The organism is Streptomyces sp. Edi2 (assembly GCF_040253635.1).
Classification (GTDB): domain Bacteria; phylum Actinomycetota; class Actinomycetes; order Streptomycetales; family Streptomycetaceae; genus Streptomyces.
Window position 1 is genome coordinate 4081196 of the sequence record NZ_JBEJGX010000003.1, and the last position, 11951, is coordinate 4093146.

The following is an 11951-nucleotide window of genomic DNA, read 5'->3' on the forward strand; positions in this document are numbered from 1 at the left end:
GTTTGTCGGCCGGTTCCGGAGGAAGTTGGCGAGCAACCGGCTCAGGAGTCGGCCGCTCCGCCCCTCCCCGTCGAACGTCCCTAGACCGCCCCGGCCCCCGTCCGGTCCCGCAGCTGCTTCGCCTTGCGCTTCCTGTCCGCGTCCCCCCAGACGGCCAGTGCGGCACCTGCCGCGAAGAGGCCGACATAGGCGGCCGACGGCAGATCGAACCAGTGGGGCAGCAATCCCCAGGCGTGGTCGAAGAAGACCTGCCCGATGAATCCCATGACGCCCTGGATCATGATGATGAAACCTAAGATTCCCCTCATGGCTCCAGCGTGAAGGGTCCGGCCCCGGGAATCCTCGTTCCCGGGGCCGAACCCTTCTCATCCCTCGGTCGGAGGCCGCGCCGGGGTGTCTACGACTCCACGGCAACGGCGCTCCGACGGCCCCTCAGCCCCCCAACAGCTTCCGCACCCGCTCCGCGCCCACGGCCAGCAGCAGAGTGGGCAGCCGCGGCCCGGTGTCCCGGCCGACCAGCAGGTTGTAGAGCAGGGCGAAGAAGGCACGCTGGGCGACCTTCAGCTCCGGCGTCGGCTTGGCGTCCGGCTCCAGGCCCGCCTGCACCTTCGGAACGCCGTAGACCAAGGTCGTCAGGCCGTCCAGCGACCAGTGCTCGTCGAGACCGTCGAGCAGCAGCCGCAGCGAGCCCCGGGACTGCTCGTCGAGCGTGCCGAGCAGTTCCTCGTCGGGCTCGTCGCGGACGATGGTGCGCTGCTCGGCCGGGACCTGGGTGTTGATCCAGTACTCGGCCTTGGCCAGCCGCGGCCGGGTCTCGTCCAGCGAGGTGACCGGGTTGTCCGGGTCCAGTTCGCCGAGGATCCGGAGCGTCTGCTCGTCGTGGCCCGCGGTGATGTCCGCGACCGAGGCGAGGGTGCGGTACGGCAGCGGCCGCGGCGTGCGCGGCAGCTCACCGGCGGCGGTACGGGCCGCCCGGGCGTACGCGGCGGCGTCGGCCGGCAGCGCACTGCCGTCGGCGACCTTGGCCTCCAGCTTGTCCCACTCGTCGTAGAGCCGCTGGATCTCCTGGTCGAAGGCGATCTTGAAGGACTGGTTGGGCTTGCGGCGCGCGTACAGCCAGCGCAGCAGCGGCGCCTCCATGATCTTCAGCGCGTCACCCGGCGTCGGCACCCCGCCGCGCGACGACGACATCTTGGCCATGCCGCTGATGCCGACGAAGGCGTACATGGGGCCGATGGGCTGGTCGCCGTCGAAGATCTGCCGGACGATCTGGCCGCCGACGACGAAGGACGAGCCCGGCGAGGAGTGGTCGACACCGGACGGCTCGAAGATCACGCCCTCGTAGGCCCACCGCATCGGCCAGTCGACCTTCCAGACCAGCTTGCCGCGGTTGAACTCGCTCAGCCGGACCGTTTCGCCGAAACCGCACTCCGAGCAGGTGTAGACCAGCTCGGTGGTCTCGTCGTCGTACGAGGTGACCGTGGTCAGGTCCTTCTCGCACTGCCCGCAATAGGGCTTGTACGGGAAGTAGCCGGCCGAGCCGCCGCTGCCGTCGTCCTCGGCGGCCGCGCCCGAGCCCTCGGCGGCCTCCAGCTCGGCCTCGTCGACCGGCTTCTGCGACTTCTTGGCCGGGGCCTTCTTCGTGCGGTACTGGCCGAGGATCGCGTCGATGTCCGCGCGGTGCTTCATCGCGTGCAGGACCTGCTCGCGGTAGACACCGGCGGTGTACTGCTCGGTCTGGCTGATGCCGTCGTACTCGACGCCCAGCTCGGCCAGCGCCTCGGCCATGGCGGCCTTGAAGTGCTCCGCCCAGTTCGGGTACGGCGAACCGGCCGGGGCCGGCACCGCGGTCAGCGGCTTGCCGATGTGCTCGGCCCAGGAGTCGTCGACACCCGGCACGCCGTTCGGGACCTTGCGGTAGCGGTCGTAGTCGTCCCAGGAGATGAGGTGGCGGACCTCGTGGCCGCGGCGGCGGATCTCGTCGGCGACGAGGTGCGGGGTCATGACCTCGCGGAGGTTGCCGAGGTGGATCGGGCCGGACGGGCTCAGGCCCGAGGCGCAGACGACCGGTTTGCCCGGGGCGCGGCGCTCCGCCTCGGCAATGACCTCGTCCGCGAACCTGGAGACCCAGTCGGTCTCGGTGCTCTGCTGAGCCACGATCGGCCCTTCCTCTTCCTGGTGCTTCCTGATTGCGCCGTCTTGCGCGTGCGACGCACAAATGCCTGACGGTGCCCATTGTCCCAGACGGAAAATCAGTGGTAGTGCCGTGGGATACTCGTTGGCAAACCCTTTCCCCTCCGACGACACCTCCCTGCCTCCTCCGGAAGAGAGCTCTTCTCCATGGCCTCGGTCACTTCCCTCGCAGCTTCGGTTCACCAGCGCGTCGCGGACGCCCTCTCGGCAGCCCTGCCGGAGGCCGGCGCCGCGGACCCGCTGCTGCGCCGAAGCGACCGGGCCGACTTCCAGGCCAACGGCATGCTGGCGCTGGCCAAGAAGCTCAAGGGCAATCCGCGGGAGCTGGCGACCAAGGTCGTCGCGGAGATCGGCGAGAGCGACCTCCTCCAGGAGATCGAGGTCTCCGGCCCCGGCTTCCTCAACATCACGATCGCCGACCGGGCGATCACCGAGACGCTGGCCGCGCGCGCCGCCGACGACCGGCTCGGCGTCCCGCTCAAGGAGCAGCCCGGCGTCACGGTCATCGACTACGCCCAGCCGAACGTCGCCAAGGAGATGCACGTCGGGCACCTGCGCTCGGCGGTCATCGGCGACGCCCTGCGCCACATCCTGGACTTCACCGGCGAGCAGACGATCGGCCGGCACCACATCGGTGACTGGGGCACCCAGTTCGGCATGCTCATCCAGTACCTGATCGAGAACCCCGGCGAGCTGGCCCCGGCGGCCGACGTCGACGGCGAGCAGGCGATGAGCAACCTCAACCGGGTCTACAAGGCCTCGCGCGCCGTCTTCGACTCCGACGAGCAGTTCAAGGAGCGGGCCAGGAAGCGGGTCGTGGCGCTCCAGTCCGGCGACGCGGAGACCCTTGACCTGTGGCAGCGGTTCGTGGACGAGTCGAAGGTCTACTTCTACTCGGTCTTCGAGAAGCTGGACATGGAGATCCGCGACGACGAGATCGTCGGCGAGTCCGCGTACAACGACATGATGGGCGAGACGGCGCGGCTGCTGGAGGAGTCGGGCGTCGCCGTCCGCTCCGAGGGCGCGCTGGTGGTCTTCTTCGACGAGATCCGCGGCAAGGACGACCAGCCGGTGCCGCTGATCGTGCAGAAGGCGGACGGCGGCTTCGGCTACGCGGCCTCCGATCTCTCCGCGATCCGCAACCGCGTTGTCGACCTGAAGGCGACGACGCTCCTGTACGTCGTCGACGTCCGCCAGTCGCTGCACTTCCGGATGGTCTTCGAGGCGGCCCGCCGGGCGGGCTGGCTGAGCGACGACATCACCGCGCACAACATGGGCTACGGCACGGTCCTCGGTGCGGACGGCAAGCCGTTCAAGACCCGTGCGGGCGAGACCGTACGCCTGGAGGACCTGCTCGACGAGGCGGCCGAGCGGGCGACCACGGTGGTGCGCGAGAAGGGCGCGGCGATCGGCCTGACCGAACGGGAGATCACCGAGAACGGTGCGCAGGTCGGCATCGGCGCGGTGAAGTACGCGGACCTGTCGACGTCGCCGAGCCGGGACTACAAGTTCGACCTGGACCAGATGGTCTCGCTCAACGGCGACACCTCGGTCTACCTCCAGTACGCCTACGCCCGGATCCGGTCGATCTTCCGCAAGGCCGGTGACGCGGCCCCCGCGGCGCACCCGGAGCTGCCGCTGGCCCCGGCCGAGCGGGCGCTGGGCCTGCACCTCGACCAGTTCGGCGAGACCGTCGCCGAGGCCGCCGCCGCGTACGAGCCGCACAAGCTCGCCGCGTACCTCTACGGCCTCGCCTCGCTGTTCACGACCTTCTACGACCAGTGCCCGGTCCTGAAGGCCGAGGGCGGCCCGGACCAGCTGGCCAACCGGCTGTTCCTGTGCGACCTGACCGCCCGCACCCTCCACCAGGGCATGGCGCTGCTCGGCATCCGGACGCCCGAGCGGCTCTGACCCGAGCGGCTCTGACCCGGGCGGCCCTGCCCGGGCGGCTCTGACCCGGGCGGCCCTGCCCGGGCGGCTCTGACCCGGACGGCTCTGACCCGGACGGCTCTGACCGGCCCGCGTCGTCCGGCCGACGGCGCGGACCCGTCATCGCTTACTCTCCAGCCACTGCGGCCCCGTACAAGACCCTTACAAAAGGTCTGGTACGCGGCCGTTCCGGTCTCCAGGGGAGGGCAACAGCCATGCACCATGCACCACACACGACCGATCAGCCGGCCGCACCCGCCGCCGCCCCGACCCGGCGCACCGCGCTGGGCGCCGGAGCCGGACTGCTGACGGCAGGCCTCCTGGCGTCCGCCACCCCATCCGCGGCCGCCGCGCAGGCCCGCACCGCCCCCGATCCGCACCAGACGCTGCGCCGCCTGGAACACGAACACCGGGCGCGCGTCGGGGCGTTCGCCCACAACCTCGCCACCGGCGCGACGCTCGCCTACCGCGCCCACACCCGCGTCCCCTTCTGCTCGGTCTTCAAGACCCTCGCCGTAGGGGCGGTGCTGCGCGACCTCGACCACCACGGCGAGACGCTGGCCCGCCGCATCCACTACAGCCGCGCCGACCTCGTCGACAATTCGCCCGTCACCGGTGCCCACCTCGCCACCGGCATGACGATCGCCGAACTGTGCGCCGCCGCCCTCCAGCGCAGCGACAACACGGCCGCCAACCTCCTGCTCCGCGAACTCGGCGGCCCGGCCGCCGTCACCGCCTTCGCCCGCTCCCTCGGCGACCGCACCACCCGCCTCGACCGCTGGGAGCCGGAACTGAACTCGGCCGAGCCCTGGCGCAGGACAGACACCACCAGCCCCGCCGCCATCGCCCGCACCTACACCCGGCTGCTCCTGGGCGACGCGCTCACGCCCTCGGACCGGGGCCGGCTGACGGCATGGATGAAGGCCAACGAGACCAATACGGCCCGCTTCCGCGCCGCGCTGCCCAAGGACTGGTCCCTCGCCGACAAGACGGGCACGGGCTCGTACGGCACCGGCAATGACGTGGGCGTCGCCTGGACCCCGGACGGCACCCCGATCGTGCTGGCCGTCCTGACGGGCAAGCCGGAGCAGGCCGCGGCCTCCGACGACGCGCTGATCGCGGACGTGACGAAGGTGCTGGCCCAGGCCGTGACGGGCTGAGCGGCCGGGCGGTTCAGGAGGCCGGGGCCGGGGACAGGGGGCCGGGCCCAGGCGCCGGGGCCCGGGTCAGGAGCCGAGGCCAGGGCTCAGGGGACGCGGTCCAGAAGCGGCGCCCTCAGTGCTGCCAGGGCCTGCGTACCGCGTCCTTGACCTTCTCGCTCGCGTCCAGCCCGTGCCCCGCGGTCTTCTCGGCCTTGCCCTCGGCCTCCAGCTTGCGGTTGTGCGTGGCCCGGCCGACGACTTCCTTCATGGCGCCGATGACCTGCGCGCCCTTGGCCTGCATCTTGCGCTTGGCAGTCATGGTTACCCGCTCCTCGGTCGGTCGGGGCCTTCCCTGACACTCGGCGCGTGCCCGGCAGGCGCCGGACAAAACGTCGCGCCCACGACAAAGCTCCCGCCCCCGTGGTCCGGGGACAGGAGCTTCGGCAAGGCAACGCCGGGCACAGCCGGCCGGGGCGGCTCACAGCCCCCGCGCGACCTCCGTCGCCCAGTACGTGAGGATCATGTCGGCACCGGCCCGCTTGATGCCGGTCAAGGCCTCCAGGATCGCCTTGTCCCGGTCGATCCAGCCCTTCTCGGCGGCCGCCTCGATCATCGCGTACTCACCGGAGATCTGGTACGCGGCAACGGGTACGTCCACCGCATCCGCGACCTTCGCCAGCACGTCCAGGTACGGCAGCGCCGGCTTGACCATCACCATGTCGGCGCCCTCCTCCAGGTCGAGCGCCAGCTCGACCATCGAGTCACGGAGGTTGGCCGGGTCCTGCTGGTAGGTCTTGCGGTCACCCTGGAGGGACGAGCCGACGGCCTCCCGGAAGGGCCCGTAGAAGGCGGAGGAGTACTTCGCCGTGTAGGCGAGGATCGACACGTCCTCGTGGGAGGTCTGGTCGAGCGCGTCACGGATGACGCCGACCTGGCCGTCCATCATGCCGCTGGGGGCCACGACATGGACGCCCGCGTCGGCCTGCACCTGCGCCATCTCGGCGTACCGCTCCAGCGTCGCGTCGTTGTCGACCCGGCCCTCGGCGTCCAGGACACCGCAGTGGCCGTGATCGGTGTACTCGTCCAGGCACAGGTCCGACATGATCACGAGGTCGTCGCCGACCTCGGCCTTCACGTCACGGATGGCGACCTGCAGGATCCCGTCCGGGTCGGTGCCCGCCGTCGCGACGCCGTCCTTCTTCGCGTCCTCCGGCACCCCGAACAGCATGATCCCGGCGACCCCGGCGTCGACCGCCTCCACGGCGGCCTTCCGCAGCGTGTCGCGGGTGTGCTGGACGACGCCCGGCATGGCGGAGATCGGCACCGGCTCGGCGATCCCCTCCCGTACGAACGCGGGAAGGATCAGGTCGGCGGGGTGCAGCCGGTGTTCGGCCACCATCCGCCGCATGGCGGGGGTGGTACGCAGCCGCCGCGGCCGCGCACCGGGAAAGCTTCCGTACTTCGTCATACCGCCCACGCTACGCCCGCTTTGCTCCTGCCTTTGCCGACGCATCGTCGGCAGTCACGGCCCCTCCGCGGCCCCGCTCAGGCCGCCGCAGCAGCCACAGCAGCCACAGCGGGCCCGCCGGACGCCGGCTCCCCGGCCACCGATTCGCCCCGGCAGTCCCGGCAGTCCCGGCAGCGCCCCGGCCACCGGGCACGGAACGCGCGCTCGCAGCCGTCGCAGGTCTGGAACGGATCCGGCGCGGGCCGACGACGGTCATCCGCACCGGGGCCCGGTGGGCCTTCGCAGCCCGGCGGGGCTACTGAGCCTTCGCGGCCCGGTGGGACCCCCCGGCCCGCCGGAAGGGGCGGCGGCAGCAGCTCCCGCAGACGATGGGCGAGCAGCCCGCCAGGTTCTTCAGATCGCACGGCAGGTCCGCGGTCAGCGTGCGGTGCACGGCCGCGACGGTCGCCCCGTTCTCGAACCACGCGGCGACGGCGGAGGCGAGGCGGCGTACGTCCCGCCGGGAGAGCGTGAGCCGGTCATCGGTGCGGCGCAGCGCCGCGAGCAGGGCGACGGCGGCGGCGTGGTGCTCGCCGGCGGGCGCTTCCACGGCGGGGTCCGGTGCCTGCTGCGGCGCGGCCGGGGCGGGTGGCCCGGCCGGGACGGAGGACGCGGCCGGGACGGATGACGCGGCCGGGACGGATGGCGGCGGAGCCTCGTCCCCCTCGTCCCGGGCTGCGGCGGCGGGGACCTCAGCGACGGTGGCCCCGATGACACCCGGAGCATTGTGAGCGTAAGTACGGGTGATCACGCGCCCGTCCGGAGCCCGCTCCCGCACCCGCTCGACATAGCCGTGCGCCTCCAACTCCCGTAGGGCGAAGGCGATCCGGTCCCGCCCCTCGGGGAAGCGGGCCGCGAGCGTACGGATATCGACGGAGGCACCCTCGGGCAGCGACAGGATGTGAGTGCCCACCCCGATCGCGGTCAGGGACAGTTCGCGGTGCTGGGCAAGGTGATTGCCGATGATCGTGTACCGGTCCGGCTGGTACTGCCGGATATGCGTCACCCCGCTGTGGGTGGCACTTCGACGAACACGGTTATACGGGCGCGTGGCGGCGCTAGGCTTCTGTTCAGCCATCGGGAAGGTCGTTTCTTCCTCTGGTGGTCAGGCCCTCGCACTGGGATGGCAGTCCCGGCGGGGGCCGACGCATGTCTGCGGTGGTCAGGCCCGAGCCTGCCCACTCAAGTCACCCGCGCGCCAGCCGAGTTGAGCTGATTCACCCCCACGAGTGACGTACGCGGGGTTTGGTGGGTTTGGAAGGTTCTCTCCCAAGGTTCTTTGTCCTTGACCGCCCGCCGCACCGACGGACAGGCCACCGGGCCCTGGCTTTCCGGGCGCCGGTCCGGTGTTGCTCCCGGACCGGACGCCGAAGCGGGGTGGCCGCTGGCGCGATCACCGTGAGGTGATCGACGCGACCGCCTTCAAGTTCCAAACCTGCACGCAGTGGGTCCACCTGCCAGAGAAGTACGGCAACTGGCGGGGTGTCTACAACAGGCTGCGGATGTGGGCCATCGACGGCACCTGGGAGCGGGTGTTTACCGCGTTGACGGCCCAGGCCGACGCGGACGAAGACCTCAACTGGGCGGTCTCCGTGGACTCCACGATCGTGCGCGCTCACCAGCACGCGGCCGGGGCTCGCAAAAAGGGGCCCCGGCCGGCGAGCCGACTGACCACGCCATCGGCCGGTCCCGTGGCGGACTGACCACAAAGATCCACTGGTCCGCAAGGTGATCCAAAGGAAACTTCCCAGGGCTCATGACGGGGCGCCCGGGAAGGACGGCTTGATGACGCGGCTGCCAAACTTCCACTGTCCGTCCACGCGAACGTATTCGTCCTCGTACTTGACGTGGGAACGAACGTAGCCGCCGTCGTTCTTCACCACTTCCACGAGACAGAAGACACTCCCCGCCGCGCAGTTGCCCTCGATGTCCGTCACCAGGTGGTTGAACATGACGTGGATGACGTAGCGGGCATGGGCGAAGAGTGAGTCGCGGAAGAAGTCGCGTATCGCCTCGCGCCCTTGGAACAGGCCGAAGCCGGTCTCGCGTTCGTCGAGGACGCCATCCTCGGCCCAGCAGCCGGAGGACTCATTCAGCCGGAAGCCGTCGAAAGCAACCGCGTAACGAGTGTTGAGATCGTGGATGGCGGCACGATCGGCCAGATGACTCATGGGACAACCTCACGTGAAGAAGCGGCGCCGTGCGCCCTAGCCCTGGCTGGCTCGGACGAGCCGGGGGAACGGTGTACACGGCTCCCAGCCCGTGTCAAGGCTCCCCAGCCATGAACTGACCAGTGATCCAAACGAAACCGCCTAGGCAGTGTTTCTCGGATCTCCGGACGTGGGTGGGGTGTTGGGGTCAGGCTGGTTTCATGGGTCGTGGGGATTTAACGAATGCGGAGTGGCATCGACTGGAGTCGTTCTTGCCTCGGGGTGGTGCGCGTGGGGGTCGGTGGAGTGATCATCGGCGGGTGATTAACGGGGTGCTGTACCAGGTGCGGACGGGTGTGCAGTGGCGGGATCTTCCCGAGCGGTTCGGGCCGTGGGAGACGGTCTACAAACGTCATCGCCGCTGGTCAGCGGACGGAACGTGGGAGAGGCTGCTGTCCCGTGTCCAGGCCGCCGAGGATGCTGAGGGCCGAATCGACTGGGAGGTGTCAGTGGACTCCACCGCGGTGCGGGCTCACCAGCACGCCGCCGGCGCGAGGAAGGTGCCCCCAGCCGCGGTTCCTCAAAAGGGGGCCGGGCAGGGGACAAACCGGGTCGGTCCGGTGCTGCGGAAACTGGCCGTCCGATTGGAGGAGGTGGTCAGATCGGCGAATGCCTGGGACGCTCCCGCGGCGGCTTCACCACCAAAATCCACCTCGCCGTCGAGGGACGATGCCGGCCCCTCGCGCTCGTTCTGACACCCGGGCACTACGGTGACGGCCCCCAGTTCGAGCGGGTGCTGGAGCAGGTTTCCGTGCCCCGCACCGGAGTCGGACGGCCCCGCACCCGGCCCGACCACGTCCTGGCGGACAAGGCCTACACCTCCCGCAAGAACCGCCGTTACCTGCGACGACGCGGAATCCGGCACACCATCCCCGAACGCCTCGACCAGCAACGACACCGCCACAACCGCGGCTCCGACGGCGGCCGGCCCACCGGATTCGACAGCGAACGCTACAAGAAACGCAACACTGTCGAGCGAGCCATCAACCGCCTCAAGGGCTTCCGGGCCGTCGCCACCCGCTACGAGAAACGCGCCTACGTCTACCTCGGAACCGTCACGGTCGCGACCCTCATGATCTGGCTCCGAACATGATCCGAGAAACAGTGCCTAGGCGACCTGCCCGTCCAGCGCGGCACGGAGCCAGTCGTCCATGGCGCCGATGGTCGGCTGCCGGGAAGCGGAGGGGAGTTCGCCGACGAGCTGCCAGTAGCGGTCTATGAGGGGATGCGCGATCCGGCCCAGCTCGGCGCTGAGTTGGCGGCGGAAGGCGGGGGTGTCCCGCGTGTTGCGCAAGCCGGCGTGGGCGGCGACGAAACAGTCGAGGGCTTCGCCCGCGTGCGGGGGCCGTCGGTCTCGTACGTCCGCAGAGGCGAGCGCACACGCCTCGACGAGCCCCTCGTAGAGGACGGCCGGGCGGCAGGCCTCGTCGGGGGTCCGGGGGGCGAGGCGGCGGATGTTGATGTCGACGACGCGGCTGTCGGTGGCGACGGCGTGCAGTCGGGCGAAGACCAGCACCTGGGACGGGGTCGGGTCGGCCGGGGGCTGCGGCACCGCCGCTTCGAGCAGTGTGGAGAGCAAGCGGGCAGGGAGCCGCGCGGGGAGTACATGACGCCAGAAGCGGGCCAGGGCGTCCGTGTCGGGCGGGACGTTCACCGCACCGATCAGGCGCAGGCGGTCGGTGCGTTCCTCGGGGGTGCAGTCGCGGAGAAGATGAAGGGCGGCCTCCCGCCAGCGCAGGGCGGACAGTTGCGTGCCGAGTTCTCGGAGCTGCCCCGCGACGGCGTCCTCCAGGGCGTCCGCTGCACCCGGCGCGTCCTCCTGGGCGAGGACCCGGTCGACCTGCGGCAGTGGCAGGTCGAGGGTGCGCAGCGAACGGATCAGGCGGAGTCGGTCCAGGGCCTCGGGGCCGTACCGGCGGTGGCCCCCGGCGCTGCGGATGGCCTCGGGCAGCAGGCCGCGGTCCGAGTAGAAGCGGACGGTCTTGACGGTGACGCCTGCCTGCTCGGCGAGTTCGCCGATGCTCCACATGCCGTCGGGGGACGCGGACACGGTCATGCCTTGAACCTCCCTCAGGGGGAGTTCCTACCGTAACGGCATGCGCGGCCGGGTCAACGGGGGTCCGGCCGCGCGGCCGAGCTGTGCGAGGAGGCGTTGATGACGGCGTATGTGCTGGTGGCGGGCGGTCATATGGGCGGCTGGCTGTGGCAGGACGTAGTGGACCGGCTACGGGAGCGGGGAGCCGAGGCCTACGCGGCCACGCTCACGGGCATGGGCGACCGCCGCCATCTGGCGGGCCCGGAAACGAACTTGGCGACACATATCGAGGATCTGGTGCAGCTCATCGATCACTTGGATGCGCCGGAGGTGGTGCTCGTCGCCCACTGTCACGGCAGCTTTCCGGCGCTGGGCGCCGCCGACCGGCGCCCGGAACGGGTGTCCCGGATCGTGTACGTGTCGGCGCCCCTGCCGATGGACGGCTACTCGGTGCACGGCCTGATAGACGCATTCGAGACCGATCCCGCGGTCCGCGACGGGTGGCGGCAACGGGCCGAACAGGCCGAGGACGGCTGGCGGATCCCCCCGCCGTCGCTCGACGACGCGCAGGCCCGGAGCAGCGTCGCAGGCGTCCCCGCGGACGCGCTGGCCCGGCTCGTCCGCCTGGCCGCGCCGCAGCCGCTGGGTACGCTCACCCAGCCGCTCCGGCTGTCGGGGGCCGCCGCCGAGCTGCCGATGAGCGGCGTCTTCTGTACCGGCACGGGGATGAACATCGCCATGGTCGAGTCCCTGGTGCGGTCGGGGGAACCGCTCTTCCAGGTGCTCGCCGAGCCTGATGTGGCCTTCTTCGAACTCGACACCGGGCACTGGCCGATGCTCTCCGTCCCGGACGGGCTCGCCGAGGTGCTGCTCCGGGCCGCCGCGGGTGAAGGGCAGCGGGTGACCGCGTAGTCCCGCTCAGCGCAGGCGGCCGC

Annotated in this window: 11 protein-coding genes and 1 pseudogene; 5 read left to right on the forward strand and 7 right to left on the reverse strand. The window is 70.7% G+C overall.

What is annotated here, in order from left to right; all coding sequences use genetic code 11:
- Positions 1–80 precede the first annotated feature (80 nt).
- Together ABR737_RS21315 and lysS are read right to left on the reverse strand one after the other, a co-directional pair.
- Entirely contained in the window at positions 81–308 is a 228-nt protein-coding gene (locus ABR737_RS21315) for a hypothetical protein (RefSeq protein WP_350251728.1), read from the reverse strand.
- A 124-nt stretch (positions 309–432) separates the two neighbouring features.
- Positions 433–2157 (reverse strand): lysine--tRNA ligase, encoded by a 1725-nt coding sequence (gene lysS / locus ABR737_RS21320; RefSeq protein ID WP_350251729.1) that lies wholly within the window; start codon positions 2155–2157, stop codon positions 433–435.
- 183 nt (positions 2158–2340) lie between these two features.
- Between lysS and argS the strand changes: the two genes are divergently transcribed.
- Entirely contained in the window at positions 2341–4104 is a 1764-nt protein-coding gene (gene argS, locus ABR737_RS21325) for an arginine--tRNA ligase (protein ID WP_350251730.1), read from the forward strand.
- Between the two features lie 233 nt (positions 4105–4337).
- Positions 4338–5282, forward strand: coding sequence for a class A beta-lactamase (gene bla / locus ABR737_RS21330; protein ID WP_350251731.1), 945 nt, complete (start codon positions 4338–4340; stop codon positions 5280–5282).
- A gap of 115 nt (positions 5283–5397) precedes the next feature.
- On the opposite strand, the gene ABR737_RS21335 is transcribed toward bla, so the two are convergent.
- The 3 genes from ABR737_RS21335 to ABR737_RS21345 form a co-directional block, all read right to left on the reverse strand.
- Positions 5398–5583 (reverse strand): CsbD family protein, encoded by a 186-nt coding sequence (locus ABR737_RS21335; protein ID WP_336054505.1) that lies wholly within the window; start codon positions 5581–5583, stop codon positions 5398–5400.
- A gap of 159 nt (positions 5584–5742) precedes the next feature.
- Positions 5743–6732: a porphobilinogen synthase gene (hemB, locus tag ABR737_RS21340; RefSeq protein WP_350251732.1), complete on the reverse strand. Its 990-nt coding sequence runs from the start codon at positions 6730–6732 to the stop codon at positions 5743–5745.
- A gap of 295 nt (positions 6733–7027) precedes the next feature.
- On the reverse strand, positions 7028–7777 hold the full coding sequence (locus tag ABR737_RS21345) for a hypothetical protein (RefSeq protein WP_350251733.1): 750 nt from the start codon (positions 7775–7777) through the stop codon (positions 7028–7030).
- Between the two features lie 340 nt (positions 7778–8117).
- Here ABR737_RS21345 and ABR737_RS21350 point away from each other — a divergent pair, with 340 nt between their 5' ends.
- Complete coding sequence (locus ABR737_RS21350) at positions 8118–8474, forward strand: transposase (RefSeq protein WP_350251734.1); 357 nt, start codon at positions 8118–8120, stop codon at positions 8472–8474.
- Positions 8475–8525: 51 nt separating this feature from the next.
- On the opposite strand, the gene ABR737_RS21355 is transcribed toward ABR737_RS21350, so the two are convergent.
- Positions 8526–8942 (reverse strand): nuclear transport factor 2 family protein, encoded by a 417-nt coding sequence (locus ABR737_RS21355; RefSeq protein WP_350251735.1) that lies wholly within the window; start codon positions 8940–8942, stop codon positions 8526–8528.
- Between the two features lie 200 nt (positions 8943–9142).
- Between ABR737_RS21355 and ABR737_RS21360 the strand changes: the two are divergent.
- Positions 9143–10074: pseudogene (locus tag ABR737_RS21360) on the forward strand (IS5 family transposase).
- Between the two features lie 15 nt (positions 10075–10089).
- Here the strand turns inward: ABR737_RS21360 and ABR737_RS21365 are convergent.
- Entirely contained in the window at positions 10090–11037 is a 948-nt protein-coding gene (locus ABR737_RS21365; RefSeq protein ID WP_350251736.1) for a MerR family transcriptional regulator, read from the reverse strand.
- 99 nt (positions 11038–11136) lie between these two features.
- On the opposite strand from ABR737_RS21365, the gene ABR737_RS21370 reads away from it, so the two are divergent.
- Positions 11137–11928: an alpha/beta fold hydrolase gene (locus ABR737_RS21370; RefSeq protein ID WP_350251737.1), complete on the forward strand. Its 792-nt coding sequence runs from the start codon at positions 11137–11139 to the stop codon at positions 11926–11928.
- Positions 11929–11951 lie beyond the last annotated feature (23 nt).

Bases quoted from the DNA above. Each gene is read 5' to 3' on its own strand.
- ABR737_RS21315 (WP_350251728.1), bottom strand. From the start codon at position 308: ATGAGGGGAATCTTAGGTTTCATCATCATGATCCAGGGCGTCATGGGA.
- argS (WP_350251730.1), top strand. From the start codon at position 2,341: ATGGCCTCGGTCACTTCCCTCGCAGCTTCGGTTCACCAGCGCGTCGCG.
- bla (WP_350251731.1), top strand. From the start codon at position 4,338: ATGCACCATGCACCACACACGACCGATCAGCCGGCCGCACCCGCCGCC.
- ABR737_RS21335 (WP_336054505.1), bottom strand. From the start codon at position 5,583: ATGACTGCCAAGCGCAAGATGCAGGCCAAGGGCGCGCAGGTCATCGGC.
- hemB (WP_350251732.1), bottom strand. From the start codon at position 6,732: ATGACGAAGTACGGAAGCTTTCCCGGTGCGCGGCCGCGGCGGCTGCGT.
- ABR737_RS21355 (WP_350251735.1), bottom strand. From the start codon at position 8,942: ATGAGTCATCTGGCCGATCGTGCCGCCATCCACGATCTCAACACTCGT.
- ABR737_RS21365 (WP_350251736.1), bottom strand. From the start codon at position 11,037: ATGACCGTGTCCGCGTCCCCCGACGGCATGTGGAGCATCGGCGAACTC.
- ABR737_RS21370 (WP_350251737.1), top strand. From the start codon at position 11,137: ATGACGGCGTATGTGCTGGTGGCGGGCGGTCATATGGGCGGCTGGCTG.